At 68.5% G+C, this 19672-nt stretch carries 16 protein-coding genes and 1 tRNA gene; 4 read left to right on the plus strand and 13 right to left on the minus strand.

The window, feature by feature from the left end; all coding sequences use genetic code 11:
- Window positions 1–4: 4 nt before the first annotated feature.
- The 10 genes from DT074_RS17820 to DT074_RS17865 all read right to left on the minus strand — a co-directional run bounded on the left by DT074_RS17820 (window position 5) and on the right by DT074_RS17865 (window position 13543).
- Window positions 5–6187 (minus strand): HAMP domain-containing protein, encoded by a 6183-nt coding sequence (locus DT074_RS17820; protein WP_438503694.1) that lies wholly within the window; start codon window positions 6185–6187, stop codon window positions 5–7.
- Between the two features lie 265 nt (window positions 6188–6452).
- Window positions 6453–6529, minus strand: a tRNA-Pro gene (locus DT074_RS17825).
- A 67-nt stretch (window positions 6530–6596) separates the two neighbouring features.
- Window positions 6597–7046 carry a MerR family transcriptional regulator gene (locus DT074_RS17830; RefSeq protein ID WP_368744749.1) on the minus strand — a complete coding sequence of 150 codons (450 nt, stop codon included), beginning with the start codon at window positions 7044–7046 and terminating at the stop codon, window positions 6597–6599.
- Window positions 7043–7354 carry an integration host factor subunit alpha gene (locus tag DT074_RS17835; RefSeq protein WP_119421214.1) on the minus strand — a complete coding sequence of 104 codons (312 nt, stop codon included), beginning with the start codon at window positions 7352–7354 and terminating at the stop codon, window positions 7043–7045. The genes DT074_RS17830 and DT074_RS17835 overlap by 4 nt, the downstream gene beginning before the upstream one ends.
- A 105-nt stretch (window positions 7355–7459) precedes the next feature.
- Entirely contained in the window at window positions 7460–8431 is a 972-nt protein-coding gene (locus DT074_RS17840) for a beta-ketoacyl-ACP synthase III (protein ID WP_119421215.1), read from the minus strand.
- Window positions 8428–9486: a phosphate acyltransferase PlsX gene (plsX, locus tag DT074_RS17845; protein WP_119421216.1), complete on the minus strand. Its 1059-nt coding sequence runs from the start codon at window positions 9484–9486 to the stop codon at window positions 8428–8430. Before plsX ends, DT074_RS17840 begins: the two co-directional genes overlap by 4 nt.
- Window positions 9487–9511: 25 nt before the next feature.
- On the minus strand, window positions 9512–9697 hold the full coding sequence (rpmF, locus tag DT074_RS17850) for a 50S ribosomal protein L32 (RefSeq protein ID WP_119421217.1): 186 nt from the start codon (window positions 9695–9697) through the stop codon (window positions 9512–9514).
- Between the two features lie 51 nt (window positions 9698–9748).
- Entirely contained in the window at window positions 9749–10276 is a 528-nt protein-coding gene (locus DT074_RS17855) for a YceD family protein (RefSeq protein ID WP_162914981.1), read from the minus strand.
- Between the two features lie 126 nt (window positions 10277–10402).
- Complete coding sequence (locus DT074_RS17860) at window positions 10403–11185, minus strand: RNA methyltransferase (protein ID WP_119421219.1); 783 nt, start codon at window positions 11183–11185, stop codon at window positions 10403–10405.
- Between the two features lie 60 nt (window positions 11186–11245).
- Window positions 11246–13543, minus strand: a complete 2298-nt coding sequence (locus DT074_RS17865; protein WP_119421220.1) for an adenosylcobalamin-dependent ribonucleoside-diphosphate reductase — start codon at window positions 13541–13543, stop codon at window positions 11246–11248.
- A 178-nt stretch (window positions 13544–13721) separates the two neighbouring features.
- Between DT074_RS17865 and DT074_RS17870 the strand changes: the two genes are divergently transcribed.
- From DT074_RS17870 to DT074_RS17885, 4 genes are all read left to right on the plus strand, one after another.
- Entirely contained in the window at window positions 13722–14099 is a 378-nt protein-coding gene (locus tag DT074_RS17870; protein WP_119421221.1) for a nuclear transport factor 2 family protein, read from the plus strand.
- A 91-nt stretch (window positions 14100–14190) separates the two neighbouring features.
- Window positions 14191–15036 carry a 2,3,4,5-tetrahydropyridine-2,6-dicarboxylate N-succinyltransferase gene (gene dapD, locus DT074_RS17875; RefSeq protein WP_119421222.1) on the plus strand — a complete coding sequence of 282 codons (846 nt, stop codon included), beginning with the start codon at window positions 14191–14193 and terminating at the stop codon, window positions 15034–15036.
- Between the two features lie 4 nt (window positions 15037–15040).
- Window positions 15041–16189, plus strand: a complete 1149-nt coding sequence (gene dapE / locus DT074_RS17880; protein WP_119421223.1) for a succinyl-diaminopimelate desuccinylase — start codon at window positions 15041–15043, stop codon at window positions 16187–16189.
- Window positions 16190–16202: 13 nt separating this feature from the next.
- Window positions 16203–16769, plus strand: a complete 567-nt coding sequence (locus DT074_RS17885) for a hypothetical protein (protein WP_119421224.1) — start codon at window positions 16203–16205, stop codon at window positions 16767–16769.
- Between the two features lie 13 nt (window positions 16770–16782).
- On the opposite strand, the gene DT074_RS17890 is transcribed toward DT074_RS17885, so the two are convergent.
- From DT074_RS17890 to DT074_RS17900, 3 genes are all read right to left on the minus strand, one after another.
- Window positions 16783–18057, minus strand: coding sequence for a peptidoglycan -binding protein (locus DT074_RS17890; protein ID WP_119421225.1), 1275 nt, complete (start codon window positions 18055–18057; stop codon window positions 16783–16785).
- A 3-nt stretch (window positions 18058–18060) separates the two neighbouring features.
- The gene (locus DT074_RS17895) at window positions 18061–19212 is read right to left on the minus strand and encodes a flagellar motor protein MotA (protein ID WP_119421226.1); all 1152 of its coding nucleotides are present in this window, start codon (window positions 19210–19212) and stop codon (window positions 18061–18063) included.
- A gap of 51 nt (window positions 19213–19263) precedes the next feature.
- On the minus strand, window positions 19264–19672 hold a 409-nt coding region (locus DT074_RS17900; protein WP_162914982.1), incomplete at its 5' end, for an OmpA family protein.

Consider the following 19672-nt stretch of genomic DNA (forward strand, 5'->3'; position numbering starts at 1 on the left):
CGCCTCACCGATGCAGCCAGACTCTCAACGCCGACAGCAGCTGTTCCGTATTGACCGGCTTCGCCAGATACTCCGACGCACCCGCCTCCAGGCATTTCTCGCGATCGCCCTTCATCGCCTTCGCGGTGAGCGCGATGATCGGCAGCCGGCGGAAACCGGGCTTCGACCGGATCGCCTGCATGGTCTGGTAGCCGTCCATCTCCGGCATCATGATGTCCATCAGCACGATCGCGATCTCCGGCGTCGTCTCGAGGATGCGGATCGCCTCCTTTCCGGTCGTCGCCGTAAGCACGCGCATGCCGCGCCGCTCGAGCACGCTGCTGAGCGCGAAGATGTTGCGCGCATCGTCGTCCACCAGCAGCGCCGGCCGGCCGACCAGGTCCTCGTCGGATTCGTGCAGCCGCGCCAGCAGCCTCTGCTTCTCCGGCGGCAGGTCGGCCACCACGCGGTGCAGGAACAGCGCCGTCTCGTCGAGCAGGCGTTCGGGCGATTCCACGCCCTTGACGACGATGCTCCGGGCCATCGTGTGCAGCCTCGCATCCTCCTCGGCGGAGAGCTCGCGCCCGGTGAACACGACGATCGGGATCTCGGCCAGCCGCGGATCGGCATTGATGCGGTCCAGCACATCGAATCCCGACATGTCCGGCAGCCTGAGGTCGAGCACGACGCAGTCGTAGCTTCGCGCCTCCAAGGCGGCGAGCGCGTCCTGCCCGCTCGTCGCGCCGTCGATCTCGATATCGTCGTGCCCGAGCAGCGCGGCGATGCCGAGCCGCTCGGAATCGTTGTCCTCGACGACCAGCAGGCGCTTGCGTCGCGGCGCCGCGAACTCGCGAATGCGGGCAAGGGCGCCTTCAAGGCCCTCGCGGCTCGCCGGCTTGGTGATGAAGGAGAAAGCGCCGCGGGCGAGACCGTGCTGGCGATCCTCGTCCAAGGTGACGATCTGCACCGGAATGTGCCGCGTCGCCGTATTCTGCTTCAGCTGGCCCAGCACGTTCCAGCCCAGCATGTCGGGCAGGAAGATGTCGAGCGACACCGCGGTCGGCTGGTAGCGCGTGGCCAGTTCCAGCGCCTGCTCGCCGCGCAACGCCACCAGCACCTTGAACCCCTCGTCGCGGGCCAGATCGGCCATCAGCCGGGCATAGTGCGGATCGTCCTCCACGATCAGCAGGACGCTGTCGCCGGCCAGGATCTGATAGCGATCGTCCTCGACCTCGAATTCCGGCATTTCGGCTTCCGCCGGGGCGCGCCGTGCCGGCAGGCGGAAGGAGACCGCCGGGAGCGCCTCGCCCGGCAGGTTCGAGGCCGGGCCGACATAGCGCAGCGGCAGGTAGAGCGTGAACGTGCTGCCGGAACCGGGCTCGCTGCGCAGCTGGATCTCGCCTCCGAGGAGATTGGCGAGCTCGCGGCTGATCGCGAGGCCGAGGCCGGTGCCGCCGTACTTGCGACTGGTGCCGGCATCGGCCTGCTGGAACGCCTCGAAGATGATCTTCTGCTTCTCGGCGGGGATGCCGATGCCGGTATCGGAAACCTCGAAGCTGACGACCCGGTCGGCACCGCCGAGGACCGGGTGCTCGGCGCCCCATCCGCCCGTCGCCAGCGAGACCGACAGATTGACGCCGCCATCCTCGGTGAACTTGAAGGCGTTCGAGAGCAGGTTCTTCAGCACCTGCTGCAGGCGTTTCGAATCGGTCAGCATGCTGCGGTCCAGCGCCGGATCGACCCGAACCGCGAAGGACAGGCGCCGGTTCTCCGCCTCGTGCCGGAACGGCCGCGCGACGGTGTCGACCAGGCTCGCGAAATCGATGTCCTGCGCGTCGACCGTGACCGTGCCGGATTCGATCTTGGACAGGTCGAGAATGTCGCTGATCAGGTTCAGGAGGTCGGTGCCCGCGCCGTGGATGGTGCGAGCGAACTCCACCTGGCGTCCGCTCAGGTTCCCGTCCGGGTTCTCGCTCAGCTGCTGGCCGAGAATCAGGATGCTGTTCAGCGGCGTGCGCAGCTCGTGGCTCATATTGGCCAGGAACTCGGACTTGTACTTCGAGGTCAGGGCAAGCTCGGCCGCCTTCTCCTCCACCGCGCGCCGGGCCTGCTCGATCTCGCGGTTCTTGCGCTCCACCTCGACATTCTGTTCGGCCAGCTCGCGCGCCTTCTGCTCCAGCTGCTCGTTGGTCTGCTGCAGCTCGGCCTGGCGGGTCTGCAGCTCGGCGGCCAGCTGCTGCGACTGGGTGAGCAGGCCCTCGGTCTGCATCGTCGCCTCGATGCTGTTCAGCACGATGCCGATCGAGGCGGTCAGCTGGTCGAGGAAAGTCTGCTGCAGCTCGGTGAACTGGCCGAGCGAGGCGAGCTCGATCACCGCCTTGACATGCCCCTCGAACAGGATCGGCAGCACGATGATGCTGGCGGGAACCGCCAGGAAGATCCCCGATGTGATCGGCGTGGCGTTGACCGGCACCTGGCTGATCAGCATGCGGCGCCGGTCCTCGGCGCATTGCCCGATCAGCCCCTCGCCCATCCTGAGGCGCGGCGGATGCGCCGGCACGCCATCGGCATAGGTGGCGAGCAGCTTCAAGCTCTGCGTGTCGTCGGGCTCGCGCTGATAGATCACGCCCTGATGCGCATTGACCAGCGGCGTCAGCTCCGACAGCACGAGCCGGCCGACCGTGGTCAGGTCGCGCTGCCCCTGCAGCATGTTGGTGAACCGCGCCAGGTTGGTCTTCAGCCAGTCCTGCTCCGTGTTGCGATCGGTCGTCAGGCGCAGGTTGCCGATCATCGTGTTGATGTTGTCCTTCAGCTCCGCAACCTCGCCGCGGGCTTCGACCTGGATCGACCGCGTCAGATCGCCCTTGGTCACCGCGGTCGCCACCTCGGCGATGGCGCGCACCTGGGTGGTCAGGTTGGCCGCCAGCAGGTTCACGTTGCCGGTCAGGTCCTTCCAGGTGCCGGCGGCGCCCGGCACGTTGGCCTGGCCGCCGAGCCGGCCCTCGACGCCGACCTCGCGCGCGACCGAGCTCACCTGGTCGGCGAAGGTGGCGAGCGTGCCGGTCATGTCGTTGATGGTATCGGCCAGCGCCGCCACCTCGCCCTTCGACATCACGGTCAGCTTCTGGTTCAGCTCGCCGTTCGCCACCGCGGTGACCACCTTGACGATGCCGCGCACCTGCTCGGTCAGGTTCGCCGCCATGACGTTGACCGTGTCGGTCAGGTCCTTCCAGGTGCCGGCGACGCCCGGCACCGCCGCCTGGCCGCCGAGCTTGCCCTCGGTGCCCACCTCGCGCGCCACGCGCGTCACTTCCGAGGCGAAGGCGTTCAGCTGGTCCACCATCGTGTTGATGGTGTTCTTCAGCTCCAGGATCTCGCCCTTCACGTCGACGGTGATCTTGCGCGACAGGTCGCCGCGCGCCACCGCCGTCGTCACCTCGGCGATATTGCGCACCTGGGTGGTCAGGTTGGCGGCCAGCAGGTTGACGTTGTCGGTCAGGTCCTTCCAGGTGCCGCCGACGCCGGGCACCACTGCCTGGCCGCCGAGCCGCCCGTCGGTGCCGACCTCGCGCGCCACGCGCGTCACCTCGGCGGCGAAGGAGCGCAGCTGCTCGACCATGGTGTTCAGCGTGTCCTTGAGCAGCAGGATCTCGCCGCGCACGTCGACGGTGATCTTCTTGGACAGGTCGCCGCCGGCGATGGCGGTGGCGACTTCGGCGATGTTGCGGACCTGCGCCGTCAGGTTCGAGGCCATGAAGTTGACGTTGTCGGTCAGGTCCTTCCAGGTGCCGGCGACGCCCGGCACCGCCGCCTGGCCGCCGAGCTTGCCCTCGGTGCCCACCTCGCGCGCGACGCGCGTCACCTCGCCGGCGAAGGCGTTGAGCTGGTCCACCATGGTGTTGATGGTGTCCTTCAGCTCCAGGATCTCGCCCCGCACGTCGACCGTGATCTTGCGCGACAGGTCGCCGCCGGCGATGGCGGTCGCCACCTCGGCGATGTTGCGCACCTGCGCCGTCAGGTTCGACGCCATGGAGTTGACGCTGTCGGTCAGATCCTTCCAGGTGCCGGCGACGCCCGGCACCGCCGCCTGGCCGCCGAGCCGGCCCTCGGTGCCGACTTCGCGCGCCACGCGCGTCACCTCGCCGGCGAAGCGGTTCAGCTGATCGACCATGGTGTTCAGGGTCTCTTTCAGCTGCAGGATCTCGCCCCGCACGTCGACGGTGATCTTGCGCGACAGGTCGCCGCCGGCGATCGCCGTCGCCACCTCCGCAATGTTGCGCACCTGCGCCGTCAGGTTGCCGGCCATCGAATTGACCGAATCCGTCAGATCCTTCCAGGTGCCGGCGACACCCGGCACCTGCGCCTGGCCGCCCAGCTTGCCGTCGGTGCCGACCTCGCGCGCCACGCGTGTCACCTCGGCGGCGAAGGCGTTCAGCTGATCGACCATCGTGTTGATGGTCTCCTTCAGCTGCAGGATCTCGCCCGACACGTTGACGGTGATCTTCTTCGAGAGGTCGCCCTCCGCCACGGCGGTGGCGACTTCGGCGATGTTGCGCACCTGGGCCGTCAGGTTGCCGGCCATCGAGTTGACCGAATCCGTCAGGTCCTTCCAGGTGCCGGCGACACCGCGCACCACCGCCTGGCCGCCGAGCTTGCCTTCGGTGCCGACCTCGCGCGCCACGCGCGTCACCTCGGAGGCGAAGGCATTCAGCTGGTCGACCGTGGTATTGATGGTCTCCTTCAGCTGCAGGATCTCGCCGCGCACATCGACCGTGATCTTCTTGGAGAGATCGCCGCCGGCGATGGCGGTCGACACCTCGGCGATGTTGCGGACCTGCGCCGTCAGGTTGCCGGCCATCGAGTTGACGCTGTCTGTCAGATCCTTCCAGGTGCCGGCGACGCCGAGCACATTGGCCTGGCCGCCGAGCCGGCCCTCGGTGCCGACCTCGCGCGCCACGCGCGTCACCTCGGAGGCGAAGGCGTTCAGCTGGTCGACCATCGTGTTGATGGTCTCCTTCAGCTGCAGGATCTCGCCCGAGACGTTGACGGTGATCTTCTTGGAGAGATCGCCCTGGGCGATCGCGGTCGACACCTCGGCGATGTTGCGCACCTGCGCCGTCAGGTTGGACGCCATGAAGTTGACGTTGTCGGTCAGATCCTTCCAGGTGCCGGCCACGCCCGGCACCACGGCCTGGCCGCCGAGCCGTCCCTCGGTGCCAACCTCGCGCGCCACGCGCGTCACCTCGCCGGCGAAGGCGTTGAGCTGGTCCACCATGGTGTTGATGGTGTCCTTCAGCTCCAGGATCTCGCCCCGCACATCGACGGTGATCTTGCGCGACAGATCGCCGCGCGCCACCGCGGTCGTCACCTGGGCGATGTTGCGGACCTGATCGGTCAGGTTGCCGCACATCGCGTTCACCGAATCGGTCAGGTCCTTCCAGGTGCCGGCCACGCCCGGCACGATGGCCTGGCCGCCGAGCTTGCCGTCGGTGCCGACCTCGCGCGCCACGCGCGTCACTTCCGAGGCGAAGGAGCGCAGCTGATCGACCATCGTGTTGATGGCTTCTTTCAGCTGCAGGATCTCGCCGCGCACGTCGACGGTGATCTTCTTGGAGAGGTCGCCGTTGGCGACCGCGATGGTCACCTCGGCGATGTTGCGGACCTGCGCCGTCAGGTTGGACGCCATCGAGTTGACGCTCTCGGTCAGGTCCTTCCAGACGCCGGTCACCTCGCGCACTTGCGCCTGGCCGCCGAGCTTGCCGTCGGTGCCGACCTCGCGCGCCACGCGCGTCACCTCGGAGGTGAACACGCTGAGCTGCTTGATCATCGTATTGACGATGGTGGCGGCGCGCAGGAACTCGCCCTGCAGGGGCCGGCCGTCCACCTCCTGGCGCACCGTCTGCAGCAGGTCGCCCTGCGCCACGGCGGCGATCACGCGGGTCACCTCGCTGGTCGGCCAGAGCAGGTCGTCGATCAGGTTATTGACCGAATCCTCCATCTCGCTCCAGGCGCCGGCCGTGTTGCCGAACTTGACCCGGTGGCGCGTCTTGCCTTCGCGTCCGACCACCTGGCCGGCCCGGGCGAGCTGCTGCGCCATGCGCTGGTTGGCGGCGACGATGCCGTTGAAGGTATCGGCGATCTTGCCGATGACGCCGATCCGGTCGCTCGGCAGCCGGACCGAGAAATCACCCACGCGGACCGCCTGCATGGCGGTCAGCAGATCGTGGAGCTCGGGGAGATCCGATCGCCCCTCCTCGCCCTCGATGTGCTGGCGCACCGGACGGAGTGGTGTCTCGAGCGATTGCATCGTTGCCCCCGTGCCTCAGCGGTGGGCACGCAAGGCCCCGTCTCGCGCAACCGTCGAGGGGCGTTTTGGTTCCCGCAATTCGGAAATTTTCTGCGGAGGGGCCAGAAATGTGCCCGGGCGCAGAATGTCGCTGGGCGGGGCTGGGCATTGCAAGGAGCGGGAAAACTGGTCGGAGCGGCGGGATTTGAACCCACGACCCCTTGTCCCCCAGACAAGTGCGCTACCAGACTGCGCTACGCTCCGAACCGACGGGTTATAGACGCGCGCCCCGGCGGGCGCAATGAAACCCAGCCCGTCCCGCTGCCTCGCCTCAATCCTTGTCGGGGGTTTCCTCGCCGGCCCGCGCCAGCAGGCCGCGGGCGATTTCGAGCTCGCTGAGCAGTTCGTCCAGCGCCCGGCGGGTCACCCGGTCGATCCGCGGCGTCGGCCGCTCGGCCTCGACCTCGGGCTCCGGCGGCGCCTCCGCCGGCGCAACCCCGCGGATCGCCTTGCGGGCGCCGCGGATGGTGAAGCCCTGGCCGTGCAGCAAGGTCTTGATGCGGCGCAGCAGCTCGACGTCCCGGGGCCGGTAATACCGCCGGCCGCCGGCCCGCTTGACCGGGCGCAGCTCCGGAAACTTGGTTTCCCAGAAGCGCAGGACATGCGCCGGCAGGTCGAGTTCGGCCGAAACCTCGGCAATGGTCCGAAGCGCATCCGCCGCCTTGGCCGGCGGGTGTTCCGCCGGCTCGGCCGCCGCCGCGATGCTGTGGCCTTCCCTCACGCGCCTCCGCCGCCGCTGCCGCCGTTGATGCGATCCTTGAGCACATGCGAGGCCCGGAACACCAGCACCCGACGGGGCTGGATCGGCACCTCCTGCCCGGTCTTGGGATTGCGCCCGACCCGGCCGCCCTTGGAGCGGACCTGGAACGAACCGAAGGAGGAGATCTTCACCATCTCGCCCTTGCACAGCGTGTCGGCGATCTCGGCCAGCACCAGCTCGACCAGCTCGGCGGAATCGTTCCGCGACAGGCCGACCTGCTGGTAGATCGATTCGCTCAGCTGCGCACGGGTCAATGTCCGCCCCGTCATCGCACTCCCCTCCTCCCGCGAATATGAGACGCTAGAGCGGGAAATCGAAAAGGTCAATTCGACCCGGGGGTTGGACGCGGCGGTTAATCCGCCGTCACGGACGGGTCACCAGCGGACCAGCGCGCTGCCCCATGTGAAGCCGCCGCCCATGGCCTCGAGCAGCAGAAGCTGCCCCGGCTTGATGCGGCCGTCGGCGGCGCCGGCAGCAAGCGCCAGCGGCACGGAGGCGGCGGAGGTATTGCCGTGCTTGTCGACGGTGACGATCACCTTCTCCGGCGCGAGGCCGAGCTTTCTCGCCGTGGCATCGAGGATGCGCTTGTTCGCCTGATGCGGCACCAGCCAGTCGACATCCTTCGCCGTCAATCCGTTGGCGTGCAGCGCTTCGTCGACCACGGCGGCGAGATTGACCACGGCATGACGGAACACTTCCTTGCCGGCCATGCGGAGGAAGCCGGACGTGCCCGTGCTCGAAGGGCCGCCATCGACATAGAGCAGATCGTGCTGGCGGCCGTCGGCATGCAGATGCGTCGACAGCACGCCGCGGTCGCGATTGGTGCCGCGCGCCTCCTCGGCGCGCAACACCACGGCGCCGGCGCCATCGCCGAACAGCACGCAGGTGCCGCGGTCGTTCCAGTCGAGAATGCGCGAGAAGGTCTCGGCGCCGATCACCAGCGCGGTCTTGAACTGGCCGGCCTTCAGGAAATTGTCGGCGACCGCGAGCGCGTAGATGAAGCCGGTGCAGACCGCCTGGATGTCGAAGGCGGCGCCGCGGCGGATGCCGAGCTGGGATTGCACCTTGGCGGCGGTCGCCGGGAAGGTCAGGTCGGGCGTCGCGGTGGCGAGCACGATCAGATCGACTTCCTCCGCCGCGATGCGCGCATCGGCCAGCGCGCGCTCGGCGGCGATGCGGGCGAGATCCGACGTCAGCTCGCCTTCCGCCGCGATGTGGCGCTCGCGGATGCCGGTGCGCTCGACGATCCAGGCATCGCTGGTATCGACCTTCTGCGCCAGCTCCTCGTTGGTCAGCGTACGGGCCGGCAGATAGGCGCCGCAGCCGGCGACAACGGAACGGATCATGTGACGGCAACCGCGGGCTGGGTGGGGCTGAGCAGATGGGCGGGGAAGCAGCGGATGTCCTCGGCGATGCGCTCGACCATCTGGCTGCGCGCCATGTCGACCGCGACATCGATGGCGGCGGCGAAGCCGATCGCATCGGTGCCGCCGTGGCTCTTCACCGTGATGCCGTTGAGGCCGAGGAACACGCCGCCATTGTACTGACGGGGATCGAGCCGGTCGCGCAGCGCGCGCAGCGCCGGCAGCGCCAGCAGGGCGCCGAGCCGGGTGGTCCACGAGCGCCTCAGCGCCAACGACATGTAGCCGGTGACCAGCTTCGCGGTGCCTTCCGCCGTCTTCAGCGCGATATTGCCGGTGAAGCCATCGGTAACGACCACATCGACCGTGCCGGCGCCGATATCGTCGCCTTCGACGAAGCCGTGGAAGGTGAAGGGCAGGTCCTCGCTGCTGCGCAGCCGCTCCGCCGCCTGGCGCACGTCGTCGTGGCCCTTCATCTCCTCGCTGCCGACATTGAGCAGGCCCACGGTCGGCTTGAGCCGGCCGAGCAGGGCACGGGCGAACTGCGCGCCCATGACGGCGAACTCCACCAGGTTGCGGGCGTCGCATTCGACATTGGCGCCCAGATCGAGCATCACGCTTTCGCCGCGCCGGGTCGGCAGCAGCGAAGCGAGGGCCGGGCGGTCGATGCCCGGCAGGGTGCGCAGGCCGAACTTGGCGAGCGCCATCAGCGCGCCGGTATTGCCGGCCGAGACGACCCCGACGGCCTGGCCTTCCTTCACCGCCTCAATGGCGAGCCCCATGCTGGACCCGCGGCCCTTGCGCAGTGCCTGGCTGGGCTTGTCGTCGCCGCGCACGACGACATCGGTATGCCGGATTTCCGAGGCGCCTTTCAGCCGGCCGGTGGCATCCACCAGCGGCTTGAGCTTCGCCTGGTCGCCGAAGATCAGGAAGCGGACCTGGGGATGACGTTCCAGGATGGCATCCGCACCGGCCACGACAGCATTCGGGGCGTTGTCGCCGCCCATGCCGTCGAGCGCGATCCAGAGGCCGCCGGTCACGCTTCAGCCCGGCCGGAACTCAGGGTCAGACCGGGTTCGCCGGTTCGACCACCTCGCGGCCGTCGTAATGGCCGCAGGCCGGGCAGACGTGATGCGGGCGCTTCACCTCGCCGCAATTCTTGCACTCGTTGAGCTGCGTGTTGGTCAGCGCGTGGTGCGACCGGCGCATATCGCGGCGGGAGCTGGAAACACGCTTCTTGGGTACGGCCATCGTCGTTCTCTCGATGCTGCGGCCGCAACGCGGCCTTGGCTGAACCAGATCCTAACGTCGCCCCTTCAATCCGCCGAGCGCGGCGAAAGGGTTCTCCTGCATCTCCGTTTCGTCCGCCGGCGGCACGAACTCCACCCCGGGCTTGCGGGGATAGGGATCGATCGCCAGCGCCAACTGCTCCACCACCGCCTCGCCCACATCGATCCGCCCGCCTTCGATCGGCTCCGGCGGGTCGGCGACATCGAGATCCAACTCGATCTCCGCCGCAGCTTCCGCCTCCGCCGCCGGCCCATAGGCCAGCTCGAAGGTATCGCCCAGCTCCGACACCACCGGATCGAGCGTCACCACGCAATCCTGCACCACCTCCGCGGTCCAGGTCGCGGTCAGCGCGATGCCGGCACCGCGGGGCTGCAACGCGAGATCGGCATGCAGCCGGCGCAACTCGCCCAACCCCAGGCGACGCGCCAGTCGCTCGCGCTCAGCGGGATCGGCCTCGATCGCCAGCGACAGCCCCGACGGCCCGATCCTGGAAACCTCGACCGGCCGGCCAAATTCCGGATGCGGCGGGCTCGAGCCCATAGGGTCCTCCAGCCGGACCGCGGCCCGGCAAAATGGACGGCGGAACATAGTGACGCGGCAGGGACCGGTCAACGTCCTTCGGGCCTTGCGAGAGGCAAGCCCGCAGGTCCCGATTTGCCTGCCGCTTCAGGGCTTTGCCGCCGCCTTGGCCCGCCGGCTGCCCGGGATCCGCTTGCCGGCGATCGCCTTGATGACGCCGCGCAAGGTGCGCACGTCCTGCTCCAGCAGGGCGCCGCGTTGCAGCGAGTTGCGGATGTTATGCAGGATCGCGGCCCGCTTCTCCTTGATGTTGTCGAAGAAACCGGCCTCGTCGAGCTCGGTTTCGAGGTGCTCGAACAGGCCGATCAGCTCGCCTCGGTTGGCCGGCCGGGTGCGGCCCGTATCGAAGCGCTCCCGCGCCGGCTCCGCTTCGCCGGCCATGGCGTATTCATAGGCGAGCAGCAGCACCGCCTGGGCCAGATTGAGCGAATAGAAACGCGGATTGGTCGGGATGGTGACGATGGTATGGGCGAGCACCACGTCGTCGCGCTCGAGCCCCACGCGCTCGCCGCCGAACATGAGGCCGACCCGCTCTCCCGCGGCGACGAAGCGGCGCGCCTCGATGGCGGCTTGCCGCGGCGTCGCCACCGGCTTCAGCATCTCGCGATGCCGCGCGGTGGTGGCGTAGAGCCGGGTCAGGTCGGCGACCGCCGCCGCCGTCGAGTCGAAGACTTGCGCCCCGTCCAGCACCTGGTCGGCGCCGGAGCCGAGCGCCTTGGCGCGCTTGTTCGGCCAGGGCTGGTGCGGCTTCACCAGGCGGAGCTCGGTAATGCCGAAATTGAGCATGGCGCGCGCCGCCGCGCCGATATTCTCGCCCATCTGCGGCTCGACCAGCACCACGACCAGCACGCCGACTTCGTTCGTCGTCATGGCCTGGAATGTAGCGGCTGCTGCGCCGGCCTCAACGAGGATTGCCGGGCGGATGCCGGCTCAGCTGCATTTCGAATAGCCGCAGGCAAGGCAGGTGGCGCAGCCCTCCTGGCGAATCAGCGCCGGCTGGGCGCATTTGGGACAGAAGGCGGCACCGGGCGGCGGGCCGTCCCCTTCCTCGGCGCCGACGGCCAGCGGCAGCCGCTGCTGCAGCGGGTCGCCGAGGCGGCCTTCGACCGGACCGGCGATGAAGCCGATTTCGATCATGTGGCGCTCGATCACCTCGCCGATCGCGGCGAGCAGCGAGGGCACGTAGCGGCCCTTGACCCATTGGCCGCCGCGCGGGTCGAACACGGCCTTCAGCTCTTCGACCACGAAGGCGACGTCGCCGCCGCGGCGGAACACGGCGGAGATCATCCGCGTCAGCGCCACCGTCCAGGCGTAATGCTCCATGTTCTTCGAGTTGATGAACACCTCGAAGGGCCGGCGGCGGCCGTCCTGGATCACGTCGTTGACGGTGATGTAGATGGCATGGGCGCTTTCCGGCCAGGTGACCTTGTAGGTCTGGCCGGGCAGCGCCTCCGGCCGGTCGAGCGGCCGCGTCATGTAGACCACGCCGCCGGCCTGGCGCGGCTTGGGTGTTTCGGCAGGCTTCACCTCGGCGAGCGACAGCACGGCACCGGTCACCGGGTTCGGGCGATAGGTGGTGCAGCCTTTGCAGCCCGAGGCATAGGCTTCGGCATAGACGTCGCGGAACGCCTCGAAGGAGATCTCCTCCGGCACGTTGATGGTCTTCGAGATCGAGCTGTCGACGTATTTCTGCACCGCCGCCTGCATGCGGACATGGTCGAGCGGCTCCAGCGTCTGCGCCGTGACGAAAGCATCGGTCAGCGGCGCGTCCGCGCCCTTGAGCGCGCGGTAGAGCGCATAGGCGTAGTCCTGCACCTCCTCCTCGCGCTTGCTCCCGTCGGGCATCAGCACGGCGCGGCGGTAGGTGAAGCTGAATACCGGCTCCAGCCCCGAGGACACGTTGCCGGCGAACAGCGAGATGGTGCCGGTCGGCGCGATCGAGGTGAGCAGCGCGTTGCGGATGCCGTGCGCCGCGATGCCGTCGCGGATCTCCTGCGGCAGTTCCTTGATCGTCTCGCCTTCGAGATAGCGCTTCGCATCGAACAGCGGAAAGGCGCCCTTCTCCTTCGCCAGCTCGATCGAGGCGCGATAGGCCGCGTCGCGGATCGCCCGCATCCATGCCTCGGTCAGTGCCAGCGCCGCCTCCGAGCCATAGCGCGCGCCGGCCATGATCAGCGCATCGGCGAGCCCAGTGACGCCGAGCCCGATGCGCCGTTTGGCCATCGCCTCCGCCTGCTGCTGCGGCAGCGGGAAGCGCGACACGTCGATGGTGTTGTCCATCATCCGCACCGCCACCGCCGTCAGCCGCGCAAGCTCGGCGAGATCGAGCGCGGCATCCGCCTCGAACGGCCGGTTCACCAGCCGCGCCAGATTGACCGACCCGAGCAGGCAGGCGCCGTAAGGAGGAAGTGGTTGTTCGCCGCACGGATTGGTCGCGCTGATCGTCTCGGCGTAGTGGAGGTTGTTCCGCCGGTTGATGCGGTCGATGAAGATGACGCCGGGCTCCGCCTGCGCGTAGGTCGCGCGCATGATGCGGTCCCACAGCTGCTTGGCGCGCACCGTCTTGTAGACGCGGCCGCCGAAGACCAGGTCCCAGGGCTTGTCGGCCTGGACCGCCGCCATGAAGGCATCGGTCGCCAGGACTGAGAGATTGAACATGCGCAGCCTGGCCGGATCCGCCTTGGCGTCGACGAAGGCCTCGATATCGGGATGATCGCAGCACAAGGTCGCCATCATGGCGCCGCGCCGGCTGCCGGCCGACATGATGGTGCGACACATCGCGTCCCACACGTCCATGAAGCTGAGCGGGCCGGAAGCGTCGGCGCCGACGCCCTTCACCGGCGCGCCGCGCGGACGCAGGGTCGAGAAATCGTAGCCGATGCCGCCGCCCTGCTGCATGGTCAGCGCAGCTTCCTTCAGGTGCTCGAAGATGCCGCCCATGTCGTCGGGGATGGTCCCCATGACGAAGCAGTTGAACAGCGTGACGTTGCGACCGGTGCCGGCGCCGGCGACAATCCGGCCGGCGGGCAGGAAGCGGAAGCCTTCCAGCGCTTCGCCGAAAGCCGCGGCCCAGCGCTCGCGCATCTGCGGCGCCTCCGGCTCGGCCAGCGCGCCGGCGACCCGAGCCCAGGTATCCTCCACAGACTTATCCACAGGTTCGCCGGCCGGCGTTTTCAGCCGGTATTTCATGTCCCAGATCTGCCGGGCGATGGGCGAGAGCTTCGTCATGGCCAATTAGAGGTAGGTCGGCGCGCAGACATTGTCGATGATGTTCCTGAAATGTTCAAGGGATCGCTTGGCGTATTTGCCGGCTAGACTGCGGTTTCATGGTTACGGTTCTCTCTCCGAGCGGGAGATACCGCCGGCCGCGCGCGGCGCGGCCGTGATCAGCGGAGGAAGTCGCCACATGCAATCCGAAGTTGCCGCCCTGGAGCAAGCTGTCCACACCTATCTGGACGGGCTCTACGAGGGTGACCCGAAGAAGCTTGCGGAAGTTTTCCACCCCCAGTCGCATCTCTACAGCGCCACCGACGGCAAGGTCCTCGACCTGCCGGCGCTCGAATGGTTCGAGATGGTGTCGAAACGGCCCTCGCCGAAGTCCAAGGGCCAGCCCCGTGCCGACCGCATTCTGTCGATCGACTTCAACGGCCCGGCGCATGCCTTCGTCAAGCTGAACTGCGCGGTGCCGCCGCGCTATTTCACCGACTACCTTACCTTCGTGAAGCTGGACGGCCGCTGGCAGGTGATCGCCAAGGCCTATCACTACGACATCCGCGAAGGCTGACCTGCGCGGCGCGCCGATTGACTGGGTACAGCCGGCGGCTATTTTCCGCCGGCCATATTTCGGGCTGCAAGTGCTCTCGGGGACGCGACAAATGGACAAGACGAAGCTGGCGGCGGCAGTGGATGCCGCCTGGGAGCGCCGGACGGAAATTTCGCCGGCGACCAAGGGCGAGGTGCGCGAGGCCGTGGAAGCCTCGCTCAAGGGCCTGGATGACGGCAGCTTCCGCGTCGCCGAGAAGGTGGGCGATAACTGGACGGTGAACCAGTGGCTGAAGAAGGCGGTGCTGCTGTCGTTCCGCCTGTACGACAACGAGATCATTCCGGGCGGCCCCGGCGCCAACACCAACTGGTGGGACAAGGTGCCGTCGAAGTTTGCTGGCTGGGGCGCGGCGGAGTTCAAGAAGGCGGGGTTCCGCGCCGTACCCGGCGCCGTCGCCCGTCGCGGGGCGTATATCGCGCCCGACGTCGTGCTGATGCCGAGCTTCGTCAATATCGGCGCCTATGTCGGCGCGCGCACCATGGTGGACACCTGGGCGACGGTCGGCTCCTGCGCCCAGATCGGCGCCAACTGCCACCTGTCGGGCGGCGTCGGCATCGGCGGCGTGCTGGAGCCGCTGCAGGCCAACCCGGTGGTGATCGAGGACGACTGCTTCATCGGCGCGCGCTCCGAGGTCGTCGAGGGCGTGATCGTCGAGCAGGGGGCGGTGATCGCCATGGGCACCTTCATCTCGTCGACGACGCGGATCGTGGATCGCGCCACCGGCCGCACCTATTACGGCCGCGTGCCGGCCTATTCCGTGGTGGTGCCGGGCAGCATGCCGGGCCGGCCGCTGGAAGACGGCACGCCGGGCCCGAACCTCTCCTGCGCGGTGATCGTGAAGACGGTGAACGCCCAGACCCGGGCGAAGACGGCGATCAACGACCTGCTCCGGGACTGATGCAGTGGCCCAGATCGACGCGCTGGCGCTGTCGCGCGAGCTGATCCGACGGCCGAGCGTGACGCCGGAGGATGCCGGCGCGCTCGACGTGCTGCAGCAGGCACTCGAAGGTCTGGGGTTCAAATGCTGGCGGCTGCCCTTCGAGCAGAAGGGCACGCCGACCATCGACAATCTCTATGCGCGGTTCGGAGATCTCGGCCCCAATTTCTGCTTCGCTGGCCATACCGATGTGGTGCCGGTCGGCGACCGCGCCGCCTGGACTGTCGATCCGTTCGAAGCCGTCGTGGACCAGGGCTGGCTGATCGGTCGCGGCGCCGCCGACATGAAGGCCGCAATCGCCTGCTTCGCCGCCGCGGCCGAGCAGTTCCTGGGCGCACGCGGGGACAAGTTCCGCGGCTCGATCAGCTTCCTGATCACCGGCGACGAGGAAGGGCCGGCCATCAACGGCACCGTCAAGGCGCTGCAATGGATGGCGGAGCAGAAGCAGAAGATCGATGCCTGCCTGGTCGGCGAGCCGACCGCGACCCAGAAAGTGGGCGACATGGCAAAGATCGGCCGGCGGGGCTCGGTCACCGGCCGCCTCAGCGTGATGGGCGCGCAGGGCCATATCGCCTATCCGCATCTCGCCGACAATCCGATCCGCCGCCTGGTGCCGGCGCTCGACGCGCTGCAGCGCCGCAAGCTCGACGACGGCACGCGCGATTTCCAGCCGTCCAACCTGGAAGTGACCACGGTCGATGTCGGCAACCGGGCGACCAACGTGATCCCGGCCAAGGCGAATGCCACCTTCAACATCCGCTACAACAGCCTGCATACCGGGGCCGCGCTGGAAAGCTGGATGCGCCAGGTCTGCGCCGAGCATGCCGGTGCCCATGAGATCGAGTTTGAGCACGGCGCCGAGCCCTTCCTCACCGCCCGCGGCGCGCTGTCGGAAGCGATCGTCGCCGCGGTGAAGGGCGCGGCCGGGATCGAGCCCGAGCTGTCGACGACCGGCGGCACGTCGGACGCCCGCTTCATCAAGAGCTATTGCCCGGTGATCGAGCTCGGCATGGTCGGCCAGACCATGCACAAGGTGGATGAGAAGGTTCGCGTCGACGATCTCGGCCTGCTGACGGATATCTATCGGCGCGTGCTCGAGAACTGGTTCGAATGATCCCTCGGATCACATGATTCCTCTGGCCGAGATCCGGGAATCGCTCTGGGGCGCCTGGCGCCTCGCCCATCTCGACGTGACCGGCATGCGCTGGTTCAACCTGTCGAGCGACGGCTTCTTCCGGTCGTTCTTCGCCGCGGCCCTGATCGCCCCGCCGTTCTTCCTGGTCGCCTGGCTGCGCAGTCAGCCGCTGCCGGATCCCGCGGCACCGCCGCCCTATCCGTTCGCGGCTCACCTCGTCGGCTATCCGCTGCTCTGGCTGATCTTCCCGCTGCTGATCGCCGGTTTGGCGCGGCCGCTCGGCCTGACGCGGCAATATGCGACCGGCGTGATCGCCTTCAACTGGGCGCAGGCGGTCATCATGGCGGCGCTGCTGCCGATCGCGGTGCTGGACATGACCGGCGCGCTCGGCCCGTTCGGCGCCCTGCTCTATCTCATCGCCTACGCGGCAAGCCTCTACTACACGTGGTTCGTGCTGCGCACGGCGCTGGAGACGACCGCCGGCACTGCCGCCGCGCTCACGCTGGCGACGGAATTGCTCGGCCTGCTGGTACAGCGCAGCGTCGCGCTGCCGTTCTGAGCCGGAACCCGCCTCAGCGGTCGGTGAGGCGGAGCTCGATGCGGCGGTTGCGGCGGAAGGCGATCTCGTCGCGGCCGGAATCCAGCGGCTGATATTCGGCGAAGCCCGTTGCGGCGAGATGGCCGGACGGAACGCCCTGCGCTTCCAGGAAGCGCGTCACCGCGATGGCCCGTGCGACCGAAAGCTCCCAATTGGACGGAAACTGCGCGGTGCGGATCGGGATGACGTCGGTATGGCCGTCGACCCGGAGGATCCACGGCACATCCTTCGGAATGCGCCCGGCGATTTCGAGCAGCGCGCGGGCGAGCTTGCGCAGCTGCTCCTTGGCGCCGTCCGAAAGCTCGGCCGAACCCTGGTCGAACAGCACCTCGGACTGGAACACGAAACGGTCGCCGACGATGGTGATGTCGCGCCGGTCGCCCAGAATCTCGCGCAGCCGCCCGAAGAATTCCGAGCGGTAGCGCGACAGCTCCTCGACTTTCTGGGCCAGCGCGAGGTTGAGGCGCTTGCCGAGATCGGCGATCTGCGCCTGGGCTTCCTTGTCCTTGACCTCGGCCACCTGCAGCGCCTGTTCCAGGCGCGCGAGCTGCTGGCGCAGCGCCAGGATCTGCTGGTTCAACACCGCGACCTGGGCCTGCGCCTCGGTGGTCAGCTGCTTCTGGCTCTCGGCCTCTTCCTGCTTGCCGAGATAGAGCGCCTGCAGCTCCGACAGGCGGGTCTCGCGCGCCTCCAGCTCCTTCTGCGCCAGCGCGGTGCGCTCCGCCTCGGCGGCGAGCCGCGCCTCCAGCTCCTTCGACCGGTCGCGCAGCTGGGTGATCTCGCCGGCCTTGGCGGCGACATCGGCCTCCAGCGTCTCCTTCACCTTGCGCAACGCCTCGATGTCGCGCTTGAGCCGCTCGACTTCGGCGAGCTGAACCTTGATCTCGCCTTCCGAGCGCCGCGCCTCCGCCTCGGCGCCTTCGGCCCGGCGGGTCAGCGCGTCGATGCGCAGCGCCAGCTCGTCGCGGGCGCTGGTCGCTTGCTGCAAGGTGGCCGAGAGCTCGGCCAGGTTGGCGCGCAGCTCGACCGTCGTCCGCTTCTCCAGCGACAGCATCTCGGCCAGCTCGGCGACCTGCTGGTTCAGCCGCGCCAGCGCCTCGTCGCGGCCCGACAGCACCTGCGACAGAACGAACTGCGCGATGGCGAAGACGACCAGCAGGAAGACGATGACCAGCAGCAGGGTCGACAGCACGTCGACATAGCCGGGCCAGGGCTCGCTGGCGGGGCGGATCGAACGGCCGCGCGCCACAGGCTACCTCCGGCTCTCGTCCTCGGCGATGGCCGCGATGGTGCGGGCCAGCAGCTTGATCTCGCTCCGGATCTCGGAGACGGCGTGCTGGCGCCCCTCGGACAGCTCGCCGAGCAGCCGGCCGACATAGACTTCGAGATTGCGCAGATGGCCCCGGCTCGCCGGATCGAGGCCGCTCGCTTCGCCACCCTGCGCCAGCTTCTGCAGCACCGGCCGCATCTCGATCTGATGCTCGGCCAGCTTCACCAGCAATTCCTGCTGGGTACGCATGTGGTCGGTCAGCGCGGCGAGGCGCTCGGATAGGGTGAGCACCGCCTGGTTGACCTGGCCGCGGCCTTCCTCGGAGCGGCCGATGGTGCGCTGCAGGTTCTCCAGGCTGTCGGCGGTCTGTTCCAGCAGCGCCCGCACATAGGCCGGCACCGAGGCATCGCCGTCGATCGCCGCCATGCCGGAGGCGTACTTGGTCATGCCGGCGAGCCATTCCTCGAGCTCGTTGTAGAACCGGTTCTGGGCGCGGCTCGCCTGCAGATCGAGGAAGCCCAGCACCAGCGAGCCGGTGAGGCCGAACAGCGAGGACGAGAAGGCCGTGCCCATGCCGCCGAGCGGGCGTTCCAGGCCGCGCTTCAGGTCGTCGAACAGCCGGGCGAAATCGCCGCCCGCCGGCGACAGCGCCTTGATCGCGTCGCCGACCGAGCCGACGGTTTCGAGCAGGCCCCAGAACGTGCCGAGCAGGCCGAGGAAGACCAGAAGCCCGATCAGGTAGCGCGCGGTGTCGCGCGATTCGTCGAGCCTGGAGCCGACCGAATCGAGCAAGGTCCGGCTCGACAGCGCCGACAGGCTGAGGCGGCCGGGCCGTTCGCTCATGGCGGTCAGCGGCGCGAGCGGCGCGAGCAGGGTCGGCGGCGCCTGCACCGGCAGCGCCTGGCCGGCGCCGGCGCGGCGGAACTGCTCCAGCCAATCCACCGCCGGGCCGAGCTTGACCACCTGCACGTAGATGTAGACGACGCCGAGCAGGAACACGCCCGCGATCAGGCCGTTGATCCATGGATTGACCAGGAAGGCGCGCACCAGGCTCGGCATCAGCACCGCCGCGCCCACGGCGATGACGACCAGGAACAGCGACATGCGAACCAGATAAGCGCGCGGCGTGGTCATGCCCGCTGTCTTACCATCGATTGCGGAGAATCCGCGGCGCCTTTCACCGGATCAGCGCCCGATCGACACGATGTCGACCCGGTCCGCCGGACCGGAATCGCCGGGCGCGCCCAGCGCGGTGACATTGATGCGGGCCACGGCGACGTTCTGGTCGCCGAGGAAGCGCCGCACAGCGAGCGCGCGCGACAGCGACAGGCGGCGCGCCGCCGTGCCGTCCTTCACCTCGGCCGCATAGGCCTTGACGTTGATGCGTTCGTCGCTGCCGGCGAGCCGCTTGGCCAGCTGCGCGAGCTGGGTCTGGGCGCCCGGGGTCAGCACCTCCTCGCCGGGCCCGAAGCCGACCCGCAGCAGCATCGGCCCTTCGGCGGCCGGCGTCGGCGCCATGCCCGGCGCCGCGGCCACCTTACGGCCGGGCGGCGGCGCCGGCGGGATCACCGTCGAGTCGGCCGGCGCCACGGCG

It is taken from the genome of Desertibaculum subflavum, assembly GCA_003576705.1.
Taxonomy (GTDB): domain Bacteria; phylum Pseudomonadota; class Alphaproteobacteria; order Ferrovibrionales; family Ferrovibrionaceae; genus Desertibaculum; species Desertibaculum subflavum.